The sequence below is a fragment of the bacterium genome (assembly GCA_020444325.1).
Taxonomy (GTDB): domain Bacteria; phylum Bacteroidota; class Ignavibacteria; order SZUA-365; family SZUA-365; genus BM516.
In genome coordinates this window covers 43,102-61,706 of the sequence record JAHLLD010000006.1, presented here as the reverse complement: position 1 = coordinate 61,706, position 18,605 = coordinate 43,102, and the positions used below count along the sequence as shown (strand labels likewise).

The 18,605-nt window shown below is 55.8% G+C and carries 16 protein-coding genes and 1 tRNA gene; 14 read left to right on the top strand and 3 right to left on the bottom strand.

Annotated elements, in window-relative coordinates; translation table 11 throughout:
- Nucleotides 1–52 precede the first annotated feature (52 nt).
- Genes KQI65_09710 through KQI65_09700 form a run of 3 tightly spaced genes read left to right on the top strand, consistent with a single transcriptional unit; the run spans nucleotide 53 to nucleotide 2,590 of the window.
- On the top strand, nucleotides 53–463 hold the full coding sequence (locus KQI65_09710) for a hypothetical protein (protein ID MCB2205012.1): 411 nt from the start codon (nucleotides 53–55) through the stop codon (nucleotides 461–463).
- Nucleotides 464–480: 17 nt separating this feature from the next.
- A complete protein-coding gene (locus tag KQI65_09705) occupies nucleotides 481–1,539 on the top strand; it encodes a hypothetical protein (protein MCB2205011.1) in 1,059 nt (352 codons plus the stop codon).
- A 34-nt stretch (nucleotides 1,540–1,573) separates the two neighbouring features.
- Nucleotides 1,574–2,590 carry a hypothetical protein gene (locus tag KQI65_09700; GenBank protein ID MCB2205010.1) on the top strand — a complete coding sequence of 339 codons (1,017 nt, stop codon included), beginning with the start codon at nucleotides 1,574–1,576 and terminating at the stop codon, nucleotides 2,588–2,590.
- 824 nt (nucleotides 2,591–3,414) lie between these two features.
- Here KQI65_09700 and KQI65_09695 read toward each other — a convergent pair.
- Nucleotides 3,415–3,888, bottom strand: a complete 474-nt coding sequence (locus tag KQI65_09695) for a YbaK/EbsC family protein (protein MCB2205009.1) — start codon at nucleotides 3,886–3,888, stop codon at nucleotides 3,415–3,417.
- A gap of 242 nt (nucleotides 3,889–4,130) precedes the next feature.
- Between KQI65_09695 and KQI65_09690 the strand changes: the two genes are divergently transcribed.
- Complete coding sequence (locus tag KQI65_09690) at nucleotides 4,131–5,072, top strand: hypothetical protein (protein MCB2205008.1); 942 nt, start codon at nucleotides 4,131–4,133, stop codon at nucleotides 5,070–5,072.
- A gap of 3 nt (nucleotides 5,073–5,075) precedes the next feature.
- Nucleotides 5,076–6,266, top strand: coding sequence for a class I SAM-dependent rRNA methyltransferase (locus tag KQI65_09685; protein ID MCB2205007.1), 1,191 nt, complete (start codon nucleotides 5,076–5,078; stop codon nucleotides 6,264–6,266).
- Nucleotides 6,267–6,429: 163 nt separating this feature from the next.
- Here the strand turns inward: KQI65_09685 and KQI65_09680 are convergent, their stop codons facing one another.
- Together KQI65_09680 and KQI65_09675 are read right to left on the bottom strand one after the other, a co-directional pair.
- Nucleotides 6,430–7,542: a S1 family peptidase gene (locus KQI65_09680; GenBank protein MCB2205006.1), complete on the bottom strand. Its 1,113-nt coding sequence runs from the start codon at nucleotides 7,540–7,542 to the stop codon at nucleotides 6,430–6,432.
- Nucleotides 7,543–7,718: 176 nt separating this feature from the next.
- Nucleotides 7,719–8,378, bottom strand: a complete 660-nt coding sequence (locus KQI65_09675; GenBank protein ID MCB2205005.1) for a hypothetical protein — start codon at nucleotides 8,376–8,378, stop codon at nucleotides 7,719–7,721.
- Between the two features lie 461 nt (nucleotides 8,379–8,839).
- On the opposite strand from KQI65_09675, the gene KQI65_09670 reads away from it, so the two are divergent.
- The 9 genes from KQI65_09670 (at nucleotide 8,840) to KQI65_09630 (ending at nucleotide 18,507) form a co-directional block, all read left to right on the top strand.
- Nucleotides 8,840–10,615 carry a hypothetical protein gene (locus KQI65_09670; protein MCB2205004.1) on the top strand — a complete coding sequence of 592 codons (1,776 nt, stop codon included), beginning with the start codon at nucleotides 8,840–8,842 and terminating at the stop codon, nucleotides 10,613–10,615.
- A 204-nt stretch (nucleotides 10,616–10,819) separates the two neighbouring features.
- Nucleotides 10,820–12,229 (top strand): F0F1 ATP synthase subunit beta, encoded by a 1,410-nt coding sequence (atpD, locus tag KQI65_09665; protein MCB2205003.1) that lies wholly within the window; start codon nucleotides 10,820–10,822, stop codon nucleotides 12,227–12,229.
- 11 nt (nucleotides 12,230–12,240) lie between these two features.
- Nucleotides 12,241–12,648 carry a F0F1 ATP synthase subunit epsilon gene (locus KQI65_09660; GenBank protein ID MCB2205002.1) on the top strand — a complete coding sequence of 136 codons (408 nt, stop codon included), beginning with the start codon at nucleotides 12,241–12,243 and terminating at the stop codon, nucleotides 12,646–12,648.
- 117 nt (nucleotides 12,649–12,765) lie between these two features.
- Nucleotides 12,766–13,854, top strand: coding sequence for an NTP transferase domain-containing protein (locus KQI65_09655; GenBank protein MCB2205001.1), 1,089 nt, complete (start codon nucleotides 12,766–12,768; stop codon nucleotides 13,852–13,854).
- A 72-nt stretch (nucleotides 13,855–13,926) separates the two neighbouring features.
- Entirely contained in the window at nucleotides 13,927–14,361 is a 435-nt protein-coding gene (locus KQI65_09650; protein ID MCB2205000.1) for a septal ring lytic transglycosylase RlpA family protein, read from the top strand.
- A 37-nt stretch (nucleotides 14,362–14,398) separates the two neighbouring features.
- The gene (locus KQI65_09645) at nucleotides 14,399–15,862 is read left to right on the top strand and encodes a polysaccharide deacetylase family protein (GenBank protein ID MCB2204999.1); all 1,464 of its coding nucleotides are present in this window, start codon (nucleotides 14,399–14,401) and stop codon (nucleotides 15,860–15,862) included.
- A gap of 290 nt (nucleotides 15,863–16,152) precedes the next feature.
- On the top strand, nucleotides 16,153–16,398 hold the full coding sequence (locus tag KQI65_09640) for a hypothetical protein (protein ID MCB2204998.1): 246 nt from the start codon (nucleotides 16,153–16,155) through the stop codon (nucleotides 16,396–16,398).
- 157 nt (nucleotides 16,399–16,555) lie between these two features.
- Nucleotides 16,556–16,638: transfer RNA gene (locus KQI65_09635), tRNA-Ser, on the top strand.
- Between the two features lie 495 nt (nucleotides 16,639–17,133).
- Nucleotides 17,134–18,507 (top strand): S8 family serine peptidase, encoded by a 1,374-nt coding sequence (locus KQI65_09630; GenBank protein MCB2204997.1) that lies wholly within the window; start codon nucleotides 17,134–17,136, stop codon nucleotides 18,505–18,507.
- Nucleotides 18,508–18,605 lie beyond the last annotated feature (98 nt).

The following is an 18,605-nucleotide window of genomic DNA, read 5'->3' as shown; positions in this document are numbered from 1 at the left end:
GTTATTGCATGCCTGCTTCCGTGAGTTTCATGCATGCAAAGGAGTTTGCCTGATGTCCATCGACCTCCACCTGCCAGTGAATCCGTGGGGCCGCCTGGCCCGGATGCTGCTTCTGACACTGTTTCTGGCCGTTGTTCTCCCTTCCTGCAGTGATGACGCAAACGAACCGGCCAAAGCGGCCTTCCCAACAATCATAGCGCCTGAAGACGGGACGCTGATTCCCGAGGGGGAAAACCTCGTGATCGAGCTGGCGGGACTCGATTCCACCCGTGAGAAAGACGTGTTTTACCGCGTGCAGGGTGCACTTTTTTATCATCCCGTCACCGACCGTGACAATATGCAGATTGTGCATAAACTGACATCCGCCACAGCCGGCAGGTACCGGCTCGACTTCGGGGTCCGCCGCCACGACGACACGCAGGAACTCTTCGACACGCGCTACTTCACCTACATTTCCGAATGAAGGCACCGGGGGGAATAGTGCTGCGGTTTCAAATGATCTGCGTGCTCGGCCTGCTGCTCGTTTCCTGCGACGAGTCACAGTCTCCAGTGCCGGATGCGCGCGAACGTGGCACTCCACATATCGCATTTCCGCGACCAACAGAAGTTATCTGCGATGAGAGTCCACCTGAATTCGTAATAACGGAACTCGACGCCTCGAGGGATGCAGCCATTGTGTACCTGGTCGGCTACAAGTTGTTTCGTGTACCACTGCAGGATGATGCAGACACCCTCCGCTTTCATCCGGTCTGGTACACGGCACCAGGAAGATCTTACGAGGCGGTGGTCGGTGTAGAGTATGTCGACGGTGCGGTACGATTTCTGGATACAGTGAGGGTACAATGGATCCCTGATGTCCCACTCCACATCGGCACAGGGACGAAAGAGTACGACTACAGCGCCGTGGACTTGGACTTTGATATTATTGATCGGTCGTCGACACGGGAGGGGACGGTACGCTACGATGTTGCGAAGGTTACGTCGCCGCTTGGAGGGAAGACGGACTGGTTCAGATTGACCAGGGACTATGAACCGCATGACTGGGATGATACACTTCGGTTCTGGCTGGATGAAGACGACAATGTGTCCATTTACGATCTGCAGACTTTTATTCGCAATGACCTCTTTCCTGATACCGCAAACGCAGACATCTCAGCGGAATGGATAGATCGAGAGGAGGCAGAGTGGTTGGAGATCGCACGCGTACGCTCCGCGGAATACTGCCGCTTCCCCTCCAGGATTTCCTACCAGGTGCTGGACCCTGCGCAGAACGTGCTTCGTCTTGCGTTGCGTGATGGTCCGGCCATGGAGCTGCCCGTTATCGTCTACGGTATGTTCAGAGACACACGTCTTGCCTCCGACAGTCTGTACCAGCATTCGTTTGAACTTCGCGTCTACTTTGCGCTTCCGAATGAATGGCTTCACTTTGCCAACTACTACCTGACGTTCAAGGAGAGTGGTCTTCCATTGCCACTGTCGCGCCGACCCGGAGGATATATTGACGAACTGTCACTGAGAGCGTACGACAAAGTTGATTAGCAGTTATTTCAATTCATGAATAACAGGATTCCCCATGGCACGTTACTACACACTTTACCTCCCTTCCGACATCTGTGAATGGCATTACGGCAACGATGACTCCGGGAAGCCGTTTGTCAAGGCACCAGGCTGCATGCTGACGCGCAGCAGCATTGAGCAGGGGGATACCGTCTACGGCATCAACGTGGTGGCGGGGACACTATTTCTCGTAGGACGCATGCGCGTGGCACGCATCCTCTCTTCTTACGATGAAGTGCGCACCGAACTCGGTGCCGAGGCATGGGAAATGCCGGAGTACCTCCTGGCCGAGGAGGGCAGCGCGACGGCAATGTACTTCTCGCGGCAGCTGCCATGGGAAATTTCCTCCGAGCTGCGTCTGCTGCGCGGCGATGGAAGCGAATTTTCACTGCCCAGGAACAGCGAGGACATGCTCGACAGTCGGATGCTGCGGGAAGTTCGTGAACTGACACCTGCTTCCGCGGAACTTCTCGACAGCTTTCTCGAAGAGGATTTTGCGGAGCTGGTGGAAGAAGGAGATTTCGAGGACCTCGAAGAGGCGGATTCCCCCATGTATGAAATGGACGAGGATGATGATGATGACGATGACAGCGATCTGACGGTAGAAGAGCTGACCGCGATCGCGATGGATTTCGACAATCCTGAACAGCTTTCCGAGGTCATGGACGCAGCGAATGCCATCGTGATCGAGTATTTCCAGTCCGAGGGCTACCGCGTCGTTTCACCCGACGACAGTGACAGCTATTACGACTTCCGATGTACGAAGGACGATGAGGAATACCATGTACTCGTCTTCGGCACACCGCAGGAGGAAGTACGTTTCCTCATGGCCGACGCCGATCTCGAAGCCGCGACGGAAGACGACAATGCCGTGATCTGCATTGTCACGCAACCGGGCAGTGACGATGCCGAGCTTTCAGTGTTTGACCCTGATACCTTGTTGGACGATTTCCGCTACCGTCCCCTTCAATGGGGATTCTGGTACACGGAAATCGGAGAGGGAGAGGAAGAGGAGGAAAATGCAGGATTCTGAATTCCGCTAACGCAGCGGAACGAAGCTTCAATGTGGACTTGTCCCGGCGTCTTGTCCCGGCGTAGCCAAGTACAGCGTGTGGAGAATCCATCTTCGGCATTCCAGGCAGAGCCGGGAGTTCCGCGCAGCGGAACGAAGCTCCAATGTGGACTTGTCCCGGCGTAGTTCCGCGCAGCGGAACGAAGCCGGAAACTGACGACAACGGAAGGGCGTGAGTGGAAGTCTGGAAGCCCTCGAACCATCACTCCAAGCTCGCGCCTGCTTCCGTCTCGTCAGTGATTCATACCGGGTGATGAGGCGTTAATCAGCCGGCGAATCAATATGAATCATCACCTGCATGTTCGGTGCAGGGACAGCCGAACTCAGATCTCATTTACGCAGCACCGGGGCGTGCTGCATATATCATGTCTATCAAGAAAGTGTATTGCTGTCCGGCCAGGCGTAGCCGGAACAGCTGATACAAAGTAATGACCGCCTATGCTGTGAGAGGGAGGCGGTATGTTATTCACTTCAGGCGAACGGTTGATGCGTTGCGCCTACACAATAAGGAATCTGATTCCATATGTCAAGAGGAATCCATTCCCTAAATGGCGTTTTTTTGTGCCGCGAAAAGGGAATTATATCCATAGTGATGAAATAAATACCGAAATTTGTCGAATTCGGGTATGATGATGTAACAAAATCCCGGCTTCTGTGTTACTCATGCATACCCGAGCAGCCCGTTCGCCCCCTGGGGGTGATGGATATAAATAAGGATGGAATTCGGGCCTCCTGCGAGGCATTGTGAGTGCAAGCACAATGCCTCTTTTTTTTTTTTGTCCGATCTACGCCTGCGCATGCACTGAGAACGTGATGACTTTCGGCTGCACAAGGCGTTCGAACTCCCTGTAGGGCATTTTCAGGAGTTCGTGATGGTTACAGGCATTGAAGGCGATATCTTCGTCCTCAGCCAGGCTGCGGGCGACATAGACTTCCATGCCATACAGGTTGCCGAACGGAGGCATGGCCCCGAGTTCGCAATCCGGGAACGTTCCGCTGAACTCGCTTTCCTCTGCAAGACGCACAGTGGATGCACCGATGGTTCCCTGCAGCATGTCGAAATCGACGGTGTAGGGTGCAGGAACCACAGCCAGGGCCAGTCGTTCGTCAACCACGACGACCACGGTTTTCGCGATGTTCTTTCCCGGGATATGTGCCAGGGCGGCAACTTCCTGGGCAGTGAATGCGGGGGAATGCACTATGGTGACATAGCGTACGTCCTCGGCGTCCAGATATTCTTTCAATCTTCTTGCCGGCATGGTGACCTCCTGCGGATGTGATGAGGTAGGGTTATACCATAGCCGCTTTCTCCGGGCACACGTACACAGCGTTGCCTGCCGATGTCCCTCATGGCAGCGTTGCGATGGATTACGTAGAAGCGGATGTTGTATACCCATGATAGAAAACAGGACATCGAAAGGCAAGGTGGAAGCGGGAGTATGCGTATATTGAATGTTCCGGCCCACGGGCCGAACCACTCTTCAAAGAATTGTGATGTGTCATGCCCCGCTATTTCACCGTGTTCTGGTCAGATACTTATTGTGAGGAACGGTACCGCTCTGGACGGAGCGGTGATGCCCTTTCCTATGTCGCCGGCGAAGGTTTCACCGCTGCCGGCGTACAGAGTGACGATGTGCTGTATGTCGTCACTGCATATGACGGACAGTTTCTGCTCGTGAGCAGACTGGTTGTGGAGAAGGTGCTGGATTCCTATGAAGCGGCGAGCACGCTGCTCGACGAGGAAATCGAAATCGCCACCGAGTATGTGCTCCCCGAAATGGGGACGTCGACACCGCAGTACTATACCCGCCAGCTGCGCTGGGAGGAAGTGGGCGATTTGCGGTTCATCAGTGGTGATGGCACACCCAAGCCGCTGAAATTTGCCGGAGACGAGGAGATCGATGAAGACGCTTTGAGTGGTGTGCGTGAGGTGACGGAAGCGTCGGCGATGCTTTTCGACGAGGCCATCGCACAGCCGTTCCATGAACATCCCGCCGATCATGAGCATGGCGTTGACGAAGAGGATGAGGATGACGAGATCGACGATGAAGATCTCGCGGCGATTGCGCTTTCGTTTGCCGACGAGGATGTCAATGTACGTGCTCGCGAAGCGGCGAGGGATTTTGTGATTGCAGCGTTTGAAGAACGGGGGTGGACGGTCATGCCTGTGCATGATATCGGGGAAGGCTTCGACCTGCACTGTATCCTGGGAGATGACCATCTGAACGTCGTCGTAAAAGGCACACCACATGACACACTGGAGTTTACCCTGACGGAGCTTGAGTACGCGCGTGCCGAGCGCGATGATCATTTCGCGCTCTGCCTGGTGACCGGAGCGCTGTCAGGGAGTCCCGCCCTCTCAACCTTCAACGGCGATGACCTGTACAACGATTTTGATGCGCGTCCCCTGCACTGGGCCTTCCGCTTCCGGGAAGGGGACTGATCAATGCCATATCCCATTGTGACCTTGAAAAAGGGACGCGAAGCGTCGCTGCTCCGTCGTCATCCCTGGGGATTTTCCGGAGCCGTGGCGAAGGTGGATGGCACACCCCCGGCGGGTGCTTCCGTACTGGTACGGTCAGCGGACGGCGCCGATCTTGGCATCGCCGCATGGTCGCCTGCTTCGCAGATCCGTCTCCGGATGTGGAGTTTCGATCCCCGCGTTCATATCGACGACGCGTTTTTCGCCACACGCATCGATAAGGCGCTGGCGCTTCGCGAACAGCTGTTTGCGGAGGGACAGACCGATGCGCTTCGGCTTGTCAGTTCCGAAGCCGATGGACTCCCGGGCTTCGTGGCGGATCAGTACGGCGACCTCATCGTTGTCCAGTTCCTCGCGGCTGGAGCGGATGCCCATCGCGAGACCCTGATTCGATTGCTGCAGGAGCGCTTTCCCGACGCGGCGTTTTACGAACGCTCCGATTCGGATGCACGGAAGAAGGAGGGACTCGATTCCCGTACGGGTTGGATCGGGGAACAGAAGCGGAAGCTGCCCGTCGCTGTCGTGGAGGAGGGCTTGCAGTTTTCTGTCGATGTGGAGGGAGGACACAAGACCGGCTTTTATCTCGATCAGCGTGACAACAGGGTGCTGCTTGGACAGATGTGCGACGGAGCGCGTGTACTCAATTGTTTTTCATACACGGGTGGTTTTGCACTGCATGCCCTCGCGGGTGGCGCTGGCAGTGTTGTCGATGTCGATGTCTCAGGAGATGCGCTCACACTGGCAATGCGCAATGTCCGTGACAACGGATTTGATGACGGACGTTATTCGCAGGAAGCGGCGGACGTTTTCTCTTACCTGAGGCAATGCCGTGACGCACGCAGGCAGTTTGATATTATTGTTCTCGATCCACCGAAATTCGCTGCTTCCGCCTCGCAGGTGGAAAAAGCTGCCCGCGGGTATAAGGACATCAATCTTCTTGCCATGAAGCTGCTGCGCGAAGGCGGACAACTGTTCACCTTCTCCTGCAGCGGCCATATCACGCCGCCGCTTTTCCAGAAAATCCTCGCGGATGCTGCTGCTGACGCCGGACGGGATGCAAGTTTGCTCGTCCCTCTCATGCAGGCTCCGGATCACCCGGTTGCGCTTCATATCCCCGAATCCTGGTACCTGAAAGGATGGCTGCTCGGCGTGTAGTCACGAGTGTGCAGCCTGTAGTGCCGAGTGTGCAACATGTTGTGAGAGGTGTGCCGGGAAGGGTGCCGTAGATAGGGAAAGGGGAGTAGATAGGAAAGGGCGGCCGTTCAGCGGGCCGCCCCTGGTCAGGGTTGACTGGTTAGCACAGTGAATGCAAGAGATTCTATTTCCCGTCGATCTGCACGCCGAAGCGCTGAAGTATGGGATCGATGGGGTTGACGAAGGCCAGGTCTCCGCTCTTCGCGTACACCAGGCCGATGGGGTTTGCATTGCTGTCGTCGGTGACGACCAGGGAACCGGAGTCCCCTCCTTCCACAAAACTTTTGTTCTTACGCAACGGCTCAACGACGATCTGGTCCACGAAACGCGTGGGACCAGCGGGATAGGGGACGACGACGCTGCAGTTGATGGCAACCACGCGACCCTGCGTCAAACCGGTTCTGCGCCCGTATTTCTGTACTTCCATTCCGACTGTGGCGCACATCGTCGTCGAGGAAGGGACACCATAGCCATCAAGCGGCGTGCTGTTGTCGACCATGGCTGTGGTCGTACTTGCGACAGCAGCATCCATCAGGTTATTCGCATAGGGACTGTAGTCGATCGTCTGCATATCCGCAAGGCGGGCGACTTCATCGTTCAGCACTGTGGTGCAGCCATTGTCTGCGCGTCCCGGCTGCAGGATAACCTCACCGCTGCCGCCAGCGTTGAGGCGCGCAAATACATGATTGCAGCTCAGGATATAATGCGCGTCGTTGCTTTTGACACGCACACCGATCGTGCCCGCGCCACAGTCATAGTAGTTGCTCGTTGATACGCCGATGGGTACGGGACGCGTGAGCCTCTGGCCGAGATCCACTGCCGCGCCGCTGTTCCCGCTCTTCTTTGTACTTCCTGTTGTCCCCGGTTTGCCGGTGATTTCCATGGCGCCGCCGACGTGCTGCAGGACCATGAGTCCTTCAACCATCTCGGGCAGGCGTCCCTTGGGAAGCTCCTTCTTCGTAAGAATCACGAGAGCCGGATTACCTTCCTCAGTCATGCCGGTGCCGATACCGACAACATCCTTCATTGCAAGGAAACGCTCGGTATTCCGTTCCTGCACTTCCATCGCGCGACGGATGCCGGGGTTGTCTTTTGAAAGGGTTGTGACGTTGGCGGTATGTGAATATGGGGCGGGTTCGGTCGATTGTTCGCTGCAGGCTGTCAGAACCAGCAACACGGCTGCGAGCAGCAGTAGTATGTTCAGTTGCGGAATTCCCTGCAGATAGAGCCGTTTCATTGTTTCCTCCTGGGGGGTGTCGAGTCCGTTCACACACGAATGAGATAAAGGGACCAGCTGGTGTGTTATCTCGTTGGACAAGATATTGCCAGGACCTTACAGGAAGCTGAATCTCTCATTACAACCATGTAAGATTTCGCAATCCGCCTTGAAGGGGAGAATGGCAGCGGCCTGGACTAGTCGAAGCGAAACACAAATCCTCCATAGGCGGCCTGGATGGCGCCTTCTCCGCCAAGTCGCGCAGCATCTCCGGCTTTGAAATACCAGTCCAGTCCCACACGGAATGCGATGAAACGCCGCAGATCAAGTTCCACACCGATTCCTGCAAGCGGCGAGAATACATTCGCATGCACCGACGCTGCTCCGCCTTCGCTCGTACTGCTCTGGCGCATGTTGATATAGGCGACACCGCCTCGAACGTAAAGAGTGGACTTCACCGTGAGCGGGAGGTATCCCGCCGCTGCAAGCTCGGCACTCATGGAGGAGATCTCTCCGCTCTGACTCACTCTGCCGTCAATCTGGCTCACGCCTCTGTAGGCGGTGCTTCCGAGCAGATTCATTCCGCCACTCAGTCCCATGTAACGAAAGCTGCGGTAGTCGAACTGAGCGCGAAACTGCGGACTGCTCGCTCTGTCGATGCCCGAGAATGTATCTCCACGCTGCAGTGCTGTTCGGGAATAGCCGATGGCAAGCATGACCGAGAAATGCGAGTATTCAGGGGAAGGGGATATCTGCGGCTGTGCCGCCGCGCTGCCAATCGATAGCAGCAATCCAATCAAAAGGACGCTGCTGCTGCGCAGGTACCTGTGCGAACGATGCATATACTTTATCATCATGTCACTCTCCTATCGTCAGGTAAATTCATTCGTGGTTGCGAGTTCACGATGTGCAAGTTATACGTGCGATCTTTCATACATCTGAATTGAGGATTACAACCCGGAAAGGTAGAACGCGTGGCAAAAGTATGCGTAAGGGGAAAGTGAGGGGGGGAGGACGGTTCGCATGGCCTGTCCTGAAAAGACGATGGGCGTCCCTGCAGTGTTTGCTGCGGCGGGACGCCCGGCGTCAGGAGACCACGATGGATTTTATTTGGAAACAGTGAATCTGGTGATCTCGAGACAGAAGTCTGAATGCAATCTCTGGCATGCAATCTATCAGCTAAATCTTTCAAACGACTGAACTTGAGATTACAGATTCGTAATCCGCCTGCCACCATGATTTTCCATGACCGGTGCTGCCCATGCAGTGCATTGTCTGCAATCCACGGTTGCGCTATTTTGTGTGCCGCATGAGATGCATGACATTCATAGTGTTGTTCTTCATCCTTGTTCAGGGAGCGGCAGCCCAGCAGCAGGTTGAACCGCCTGCATGGGCCCGCGGTATGACCTGGTATCTTCTGATGCCGGATCGTTTCCGGAACGGGGACAGGGAAAATGATCCCGTCGCCGCGGATGTGTTTGACGACGCCAGCGTTCCGTGGTCGGTGTCGAAGTGGACGGCGAACTGGTACGCGCAGACCGTGGAAGAGAAAATGTTGCATGAGGAGTTTTATCCCTCAGCCCTCCTGCGGCAGTACGGTGGTGATTTCGACGGGATACTGGAAAAACTCGACTATCTCGATTCCCTCGGGGTTGAAGGAGTCATTCTCACACCCATTTTTGAAGCCGTTTCATCGCACAAATTCGATGTGGCTTCATTGCATCATGCGGACAGGCATTTTGGTCCCAACACGCCTGTGGACAGCACCTTCATCAACAGGGAAGTGCCCGACGATCCGCGCACCTGGTATCTGACTGCGGCCGACCGCCGTTTTTCCGATCTGGTCTCCGCCATACACCAGAGGGGTATGCGCGTGCTCATTATGGCACAGTTCGTGCACACCGGGGTCCATTTCTGGGCGTTCAATGATGTGCTGCAAAAGCAGGAGACCTCGCGTTTCGGCAACTGGTTCAACATTCAGCAGTGGGACCGGCCGGAGACGCCATACGATTCTGAATTCCAGTATGAAAAAATGTGGGGTATTGACGCATTCCCGCGTTTCAGGCAGGATACCAGCGGTCTTGCGAAGGGGCCGCGCGACTATGTGTTCGCGAGCACCCGGAAGTGGATGGATCCCAACAGAGACGGAGACCCTGCGGACGGCGTCGATGGCTGGTGCATCGATCTTGCGCAGGAACTTCCGCAGCAATTCTGGAAGGACTGGGCGCAGTTCTGCCGCGGCGTTAATCCCGAGGTTCTGCTCGTCAATCTCTCGAAGGGACCGGGACGCACGTCCGCGCCTTTCGATATGGATGGTCCCAACATCTTCGCGCGGACGATAACCGATTTTTTTCTGCATGGCCGCGAAACCGCCACGGGGATGGATGGTCAGCTGATGTCAGAGCGCAGCCGCACCACACTCAGCGGATCAGACATGCTGCTTTCCATGATCGACAACCACGAGACCGACCGTATCGCCAGCATGTGCGTCAATGATACGCTTGTTTTCGATCGGGGAAACAGTCCCGCACGCAATCCTGGCTACCTCGCGCGTCCCCCCGACCGCGATGAACGGCGCCTGCAGCGTATGCTTCTGCTTCTGCAATTCACGCTTCCCGGTGCCCCCGTGATTTACTATGGCGATGAGGCCGGGATGTGGGGTGGAGACGACCCGGACAACAGAAAGCCAATGCTTTGGGATGACATGGTGTTCAAGGATGAGCGAAGCTTCGAAGTGACCGGTGATCCGCTTCGTTACCCCGTCGCTTTTGACACCGCGATGTACAACTACTACAGGCGCCTGATCAACCTGCGGGAGAATTCCGTCGCACTCCGCAGCGGCACCATGCAGACACTGCAGCTCGACGACGTCAGCGGACTGTATGTATTCATGCGCGCTGCCGGGGCTGAAAAGGTGTTCATCGCCATAAACGCGGGAGATAATTCCCGCGAATGCACGCTTACCTATCTCGGACTCCCTGAAGGCGTGCGCCTGTATGACCCCATCAATGGCGTATCTTTTTACGCCAACCGTGATCGGGTGCGCTTCGTCCTCCCGCCCCGTACCGTCACACTGCTCATTCCTGACGTCTGATCACTTCTTTATTAATAGTCGCTTCGGGGGACATCCCTGCGTGCATTTTTTCGCGATCTGGTGAACCCAACGCGCGCATTTGCTGTTGTGCACTGCTGGAAGCTGAATGCTCCCTTCGTCGGACAGGTTGGATTTTTCTCACTGTCCTGCTAAATTACGATCTATTTCAGATTCATATTATCCATCAATAAAAGAACACTGGTAATGAACAAGGGCACAATTGTACAGGTCATCGGACCGGTGGTGGATGTCGATTTTTCCGGCAATGAACTCCCGGCCATCTATAATGCCGTGACCATCGAACGCAAAGATGCAGAAGGGAATGACGACACCCTCATCGTCGAGGTGCAGCAGCATCTCGGTGAGGACCGGGTGCGCTGCGTTTCCATGGATTCCACCGACGGCCTCGTACGAGGCATGGAAGCCGTAGATACCGGTGCGCAGATTTCCGTGCCTGTCGGACCCAAGACGCTCGGGCGCCTGATCAATGTCACCGGTGACGCTATCGATGACAAGGGCAAGATCGAAACGGATACGTATTTCCCCATTCACCGTCACGCCCCGAGTTTTGAAGAGCTTTCCACGCAGAAGGAAATGTTTGAAACCGGCATCAAGGTCATCGATCTTCTCGAACCCTACACCAAGGGTGGGAAGACCGGTCTCTTCGGCGGCGCCGGTGTCGGGAAGACGGTCATTATCCAGGAGCTGATCAACAACATCGCAATGCATCACGGTGGATATTCCGTATTCGGTGGTGTTGGCGAGCGTACTCGTGAGGGAAATGACCTCTACCTGGAAATGACGGAATCGGGTGTCATTGACAAGACCACGCTGGTATTTGGCCAGATGAACGAGCCTCCCGGTGCCCGCCAGCGCGTGGCGCTGACTGCACTGACCATGGCAGAGTATTTCCGTGATGTGGAAGGAAAAGACGTTCTGCTGTTCATCGACAACATCTTCCGTTTCACTCAGGCGGGCTCCGAAGTCTCGGCGCTGCTGGGACGCATGCCTTCGGCCGTGGGTTACCAGCCGACGCTGGCCACGGAAATGGGTGAGTTGCAGGAACGCATTACCTCGACCAAGAAAGGCTCGATTACGTCCGTGCAGGCAGTGTACGTTCCTGCGGATGATCTTACGGATCCCGCACCCGCGACCACGTTCGCGCATCTCGATGCAACGACGGTGCTTTCGCGACAGATTTCCGAGCTGGGTATTTATCCCGCCGTGGATCCGCTGGATTCCACTTCCCGCATCCTCGACCCGAACGTCATCGGCGAACGCCATTACAACGTGGCGCAGGAAGTCAAGCGTATCCTCCAGACCTACAAGGATCTGCAGGATCTGATTAACATCCTTGGTATCGACGAACTGTCGGATGAGGATAAAGTGACGGTGCATCGCGCACGTCGTATCCAGCGCTTCCTCTCGCAGCCCTTCTTCGTTGCCGAGCAGTTCACCGGTTTCAAGGGCAAGTACGTCAAGATCGAGGACACCATCGAGAGCTTCGAAATGATTCTCAAGGGTGAATGCGACGAACTTCCCGAGAACGCCTTCATGTATGTCGGCACTATCGAGGAAGCCTTCGCCCGCGCCAAAGAAATGCAGGAAGCCTGATCGAGGAGCACATGGCCAACTTATTTGACCTGGAAATCGTCACTCCGCAGCGCATTGCGTTCACCGGGCAGGTTGCATCCGTCAACTGTCCTGGTACGCAGGGTCGTTTCCAGGTGTTGCACAATCACGCCCCGTTTCTTTCATCGCTGGATATCGGTTTCATGAAAGTCACCGATGCCGATGGAAAGGATGCGCTGTACGCCTTAAGCGGTGGTATTGCGCAGGTATTTCACAACCAGATGCGCGTACTGGCGGATACTGCCGAGCGGGCCGAGCAGATCGATATCGAGCGTGCGCGCGAGGCGCAGACCCGTGCTGAAGAGCGCATTCGGGCAAAGGAAGAAAATACGGATATGGAACGCGCACGCAGCGCGCTGCTGAGGGCGATCAACCGCCTTCAGGTCGCTGAGCGCGTGTAAGGTATCCATATGGTCGAAGTTCCCGTCCCGCTTTGCGGGACGGGTTTTGTTTGAAGGTCCGGCCGGGGTTGATGTGTCAGCCTCCCGGGACACAATGAGAAGAGAACACAGGTAGTAATGGACGCCTACGCATTAATTATCGCCGGTGGAGTCGGCGCGCGCTTCTGGCCGCGCAGCCGGGAACATTCACCGAAGCAGCTGCTGGAAATCATCGGCAGTGGTACCATGATTCAGAACACCGTCTACCGGATGGATCCCATTATCCCGAAGGAGCGCATCCTGGTCATTACCAGCGCGCAGCAGGAGGAAGGGGTTCGTAAACAGCTGCCTCAGCTGCCGCCGGAGAATATCATCGTGGAGCCGTTCGGCAGGAATACTGCTCCGGCAATCGGACTCGGTGCGCAAATCCTGAAGAAACGCCTTGATGATGACGCAGTCATGCTCGTTTTGCCCGCGGATCATCTCGTGCACGATATCGCCGCCTTCCAGGAGACATTGAAAAATGCCATTGCCGTGGCTGAAAAATCCCGCGGTTTCGTCACTATCGGTGTCACACCGACGCGTCCCGAAACGGGATATGGTTACATCCAGTTTCAGAAGGCGGATGATGAAAGGCCATACGCCGCCGAAGAGGCCTACGAAGTTGTCACCTTCGCTGAGAAACCAAACGTGGAGACCGCGCAGCGTTTTCTCGAAAGCGGAGACTTTGTCTGGAACAGCGGCATGTTCATCTGGCGCGTCTCGACAATTCTCAACGGTATCGCCGACCATCTACCAGAACTGTCTGAGGAACTCGATCGGTTGAGCGCGGACATCGACACCGACCGTTTTGCCGCTTCGCTTGAGGCTGCATATGGTGAGATGCGTCCCATCTCCGTGGATTATGGTGTAATGGAAAAGGCAGATCACCGGTATGTACTTCCCGCAGATTTCGGCTGGAACGATCTCGGAAGCTGGGATGAAGTGGCGCGGCTGTTCCCGAAGGATCAGCATGATAATGCCGCTGCAGGTGAGGTGTTTCTGCGTGATGCATACAATTGCCATGTGACAACGACAGACGGCCGCTACGCAGCAGTGATTGGAGCGGAAGATTTGATTGTGATTGACACCGCGGATGCGGTACTGGTCTGCCATAAGGGTCGTTCGCAGGAAGTCAAGGAAGTCGTTGACCACCTGCGAAAGAAAGGCCTCGGGCAGTTCCTCTGATTTTTTCCGGCTGCGGTGCTGGTATTCCGCGACGCCATGTAAACATTTTGTTCCACAGCGAGCGTGCTATGAATGGAGTTCATAAAGAGATACAGACACATCCTGCCCGCGTTGCTGGCGGTGGTCCTGGTCTCCGCCTGCTCATCGACACGCGACACCGCGGACTGGCATGACATTCGCAATTACCCGCAGGTCGACGTACTGGAAGTCGATGAGGGAGTTGCCTCGTATTACCACAACAAGTTTCACGGACGCAAGACCGCGAACGGTGAGCGTTACAACCGCAGGGAACTGACAGCTGCGCATCGCGATTATCCGTTCGGTACTTATGTACGCGTGACCTCTATGCAGAACGGCAAATCGGTGATTGTGCGTATTAACGACCGCGGTCCCTTCCGCAAGTCACGTGTCATCGATCTGAGCAGGGCAGCGGCCGAGGAACTGGAAATGATTCATGACGGGCTGGCGGATGTCCGCATAGAAGTGCTGTCCTGGGGAGATTCCTGACAGGACGGCGCCCGTTTCAGTATTACGGGGCGCATTGATGGCACAGGAAATCACCGTTTCGTATGACTGCCGGCCCGCGTTCGCGGGTCCTGCCCGCTATACGCTGACAATGCTCGGACTGATCGCCGGCTATCGTCCACGCTTCGTGCGCGGCAGTGCGCAGCTGCACTACGGTTCCGTACCCCGCGAAGGCGCCGCATGGCTGCCCGCAGCCATGCCTGCACAGGAACAGCTGCTTCATTCCCAGCCGGTACAGCTGGCTCCTGTGGATGACCGTCACGGCGCGCTCCCTTTCCTTTCCCTTTTCCCTGTCCAAACAGCGTCGAATGATGCATCACCGGCGCTGACCTCCGACCTCGTCGCGGCCGCGTTCTATTTCCTTTCCCTCCATGAGCAGTGGAGCAGCGACGCCCGTGATCAGTTTGACCGCTTTCCGGCCTCCGCGAGTTTGCTCGGGGGCAGAGGGGAGTTGCTGCGTCCCGTCCTTGCCGAATATGCTGCAGTGCTTTCGGCCGTGCTTTCTGCCGCCGGAACGTCAATGGATGCCACGGCGCGTTTCTGCGGCCGCGATGCCGCCGTGGTGATGACGCACGACATCGATTACCTGAGCAAGTTCACACCGGGACTGCTTTTCCGCGAAGTCGTTAAAAACTTCCTTTTCAACCGCCGACATGTGCGGGCAGGGGAGCGCATTCGGAGACTGAAAGAGTATGTAGCCTTCGCACGTGAGGAAAAGGATCCCTACGTGCAGTCCATTTACAACATGCTCGAGCACGAACAGCATCACGGCGTGCGGGGGAGTTGGCTGTTCAAGGCAGGGGGACGTGACAAACGTGATGTCAGTTACCGTATCGACGGCGCGCGTGCCACGCGTGTACTCTCCCGGCTCCGGGAAGCGGGACATGACATCGGACTGCATCCCAGTTTTCACGCACATGCCGATGCCGGGATGCTGCATGAGGAAGCCCGTCGCCTTTCCTCTGCGAGTGGGACCCACGCTCAAAGCATCCGCCAACACTACCTGCGTTTTCTCTACCCCCGGACCTGGCGGCAACAGGTGGAGGAGGGGTTTGAAGTGGATTCCACCCTCGGTTTTGCGGAACACGAAGGCTTCCGCAATGGCAGCTGCCATCCCTTCCTGCCATGGGATCTGGAACGGGGGGAAGTGCTGCCAATCTGGGAAGTGCCGCTGACCATGATGGACGGGACGCTGGCGCATTACCGGGGGAAATCCGCCGGGGAATCCGTCACCCATATCGAACATGTACTCGACACCGTACATGCCGCGAGTGGCGTCGCCGTCCTGTTATTCCACAATACCGCCTACGATGCACATGATTTCCCGGGTTGGGACCGTGTTTTTGAGCGCAGTGTGGAGACGATGGGCGACGGACGCTTTTTCACGGGCGCTCTTCCGGATGTCGTGGCCTGCTGGCTGGAATCAGCCGGTTACGGAGCCCTTGAGGAGCTTCTCCAGGTCATAAATACGGAACCCGGGTAAATTTCTTGCTTTGCGTCCTCTTTACGCGTACCTTTTTTCAAGTTTAATTGCCACAAACCTCCTGCCTATCGATCTCATTTCTACAGAAGAGCCGAAAATTGAAACAATTCGCCTCTTTCCCTCGTTATAGAACATGAGGTCTTTCACGCGTCCGGTATTTATTTGTAACCTTTTCCCCGGAAGCGTGTCTATCCAACAAGATCTGACGAAAAAAGGAGAAGAAGTATCGACAGCTGTTGTTAGTGCTTCGTATCACGATTCTCGTTCATCCACATCCAACAGGAGGCACTATGCAGAACGAACTGAAAACCGGCGACAATCCGCTCCAGGATTTGATCGACGACGAGGTGTACTTCGAGCTCAACAAGCATAACCTGTTCAGTGAGAAGGCCATCCGCGACTACAAGATCCGCCGCATGTTCCGCAACATGCGCAAGGAGATGAGTGCCGGAGACGCGATTGACAAGATTCGCGAGATGTATCCTTATCTGCAGTTCGATACGGTTCGCAAGATTGTCTATCAGATCAACAAGTGAGTTGATTTCATCCCGACCATAGAAAAACGGCCCCCACTTTGCGGGGCCGTTTTGTTTTGTATTCAGGCTGAATATGCAGACTCTGCATAATTCCCGCGGAGGCAATGCCTTGCTCATCTCCTTTGCCCTCCGTATTTTGCAGATCGTGTAAGCCCGAGGAGGGTTAGCATAATTGGTAATGCAGCAGTCTTGAAAACTGCCGTCCGCAAGGACTTGTGGGTTCGAGTCCCTCACCCTCCGCTCCCCATGCGAGACAGCCCGGAATGCGTATTTCCGGGCTGTCTTCGTAAATTCACATCCTCGTCTTTCCTGATGAGCTTCCTGATGCATTGCGAAAAAAAAACTTCCACCGGCGGAGGGAAATGCGCGCCGGTGAAGTGGCGATTTCGCCAGGCTTTCACATCGCACTGACGTAAGTCTAAAAAAACACAATACATACTTGACACGTATGTGCTTAAAGTGTTATCTAGACGTAGTCTAATTCATCTTAAAATTATTCGCCTCCCTGGCCGTTCTGCCTCATCGGCCATTTCATCCGCCCCAAACGCGTGATGATGCATTTGAAATGCGTCATGATACGCGAACCATAAGCCACACCATGCATCAGTCGGTGCCATAGGTTGGCGGTTCACGCAAGAGATGCGTTTAACGCGGGATGGACCTCATGCAGTCGCAGCCGTTCGCGATGGTGTCCGCACCGTATCCTTACATCCATCATTCTTTGAGGAGAATCTCATGAAAAGATTCACATATACAGGAATTGGTCTTTGCCTTGTGCTGCTCGTCGGTCTGAGTGCCTGCAGTGAAAACGAACCCATTGCTCCCGTCGGACAGTCGAACGAGCAGGGAACGCTGAAGAAAGTCACCGACAATTATCTTGTGGAGTACGCGAACGACTCCAAACTGCAGAAGGCGGTGAGCCAGGTGGGTGGCACGATTGTGGATATTCTGGACCCGATCAAGGTTGCCATCGTGACGGGACTCGCAGACGGTGATGCCGCAGCGCTCGAGAGCATGTCGGGTATCCAGAGCGTAACGCGCGACCAGATCGAGAAGTGGGTACCTTCGCTCGCCGAGGCGACGAAAGGTATTCCTCAGTCAATCAGCAATCCGGTCGCAAGCGGTGATCCCTGGAACGCCGCCTTTTATGGCGATCAGTGGGGATTGGTTCAGATAGACGCGATGTCGGCATGGAATGTGACGACGGGCTCAAGCGATATTCGTGTAGGTGTCCTCGATACGGGCGGCAGTCCGGATCACCAGGATCTGGCGGGCAAATATGATCTGGCTGCATGCCGGAATTTCAGTCCGAGTAATCCCGGAAATCCGGCGGACTGGCAGGATCGCCACTTCCACGGCACGCATGTTGCAGGGACGATTTCCACAAATAACATTGGTGTCGCCGGCGTCGCGCCGGATGTAACGCTGGTTGCGGTCAAAGTGCTTGGTGACGATGGCAGCGCACCCTTCGCCAACATTCTTCAGGGTATAATGTATGCGGTGGATGAAGCGGATGTCGACATCATCAACATGAGCCTCGGTGGTTTCGGGCCCAAAGCCCAGTTCGGCCGTTTCATCTCCATGATCTACAAGGCGGTCAATTATGCCAACAGTCATGGCGTACTCGTGGTCTGTTCTGCGGGCAATGAATCGATGGACATGGATCACAACGGGAACTGGGTGGTGGTCCCCGCCGAAGCCGGTGCCGGCATGGTCGTCAGCGCCACGGGTCCCCTCGGCCAGATGGATTTCGACCAGCCGTCCTGCTACACCAACTATGGCAACAGCGCCATCAGCGTCGCAGCCCCGGGCGGAAACTTTGATTGCGCCACCCCGGCATGGCTTGACTATCACGATGGTGTGGTCTCCTGCCTGGCTCCGTATGTTGCTCCCGGTAACGGAACAAACTGGTATACCTGGGCCGCAGGTACGAGTATGGCCGCCCCGCATGTCTCCGGTGTTGCCGCCCTGGTGGAGGACGCCAAGGGGAATTCCAATCCGGGATACATTCAGGCGCGTCTGCAGAATACCGCGGATGATCTCGGTGCACCGGGCAACGATCCGTATTACGGAAAAGGCCGCGTGAACGCAGCCTCTGCAGTGCAGTAGTAACGAAGCAACTGTTCTCCCTCGCTGGAAACAAATCCAGCCCAATGCGTCCCTCGTTTCACGGGGGACGCATTTTCTTCGTCCTGCCAGGTGCGCAG

Coding starts and splice junctions, on each gene's coding strand:
- KQI65_09670 (MCB2205004.1), top strand. CDS start 8,840: ATGACATTCATAGTGTTGTTCTTCATCCTTGTTCAGGGAGCGGCAGCC.
- KQI65_09655 (MCB2205001.1), top strand. CDS start 12,766: ATGGACGCCTACGCATTAATTATCGCCGGTGGAGTCGGCGCGCGCTTC.
- KQI65_09710 (MCB2205012.1), top strand. CDS start 53: ATGTCCATCGACCTCCACCTGCCAGTGAATCCGTGGGGCCGCCTGGCC.
- atpD (MCB2205003.1), top strand. CDS start 10,820: ATGAACAAGGGCACAATTGTACAGGTCATCGGACCGGTGGTGGATGTC.
- KQI65_09675 (MCB2205005.1), bottom strand. CDS start 8,378: ATGATGATAAAGTATATGCATCGTTCGCACAGGTACCTGCGCAGCAGC.
- KQI65_09685 (MCB2205007.1), top strand. CDS start 5,076: ATGCCATATCCCATTGTGACCTTGAAAAAGGGACGCGAAGCGTCGCTG.
- KQI65_09700 (MCB2205010.1), top strand. CDS start 1,574: ATGGCACGTTACTACACACTTTACCTCCCTTCCGACATCTGTGAATGG.
- KQI65_09630 (MCB2204997.1), top strand. CDS start 17,134: ATGAAAAGATTCACATATACAGGAATTGGTCTTTGCCTTGTGCTGCTC.
- KQI65_09640 (MCB2204998.1), top strand. CDS start 16,153: ATGCAGAACGAACTGAAAACCGGCGACAATCCGCTCCAGGATTTGATC.
- KQI65_09680 (MCB2205006.1), bottom strand. CDS start 7,542: ATGAAACGGCTCTATCTGCAGGGAATTCCGCAACTGAACATACTACTG.
- KQI65_09695 (MCB2205009.1), bottom strand. CDS start 3,888: ATGCCGGCAAGAAGATTGAAAGAATATCTGGACGCCGAGGACGTACGC.
- KQI65_09650 (MCB2205000.1), top strand. CDS start 13,927: ATGGAGTTCATAAAGAGATACAGACACATCCTGCCCGCGTTGCTGGCG.
- KQI65_09660 (MCB2205002.1), top strand. CDS start 12,241: ATGGCCAACTTATTTGACCTGGAAATCGTCACTCCGCAGCGCATTGCG.
- KQI65_09645 (MCB2204999.1), top strand. CDS start 14,399: ATGGCACAGGAAATCACCGTTTCGTATGACTGCCGGCCCGCGTTCGCG.
- KQI65_09690 (MCB2205008.1), top strand. CDS start 4,131: ATGCCCCGCTATTTCACCGTGTTCTGGTCAGATACTTATTGTGAGGAA.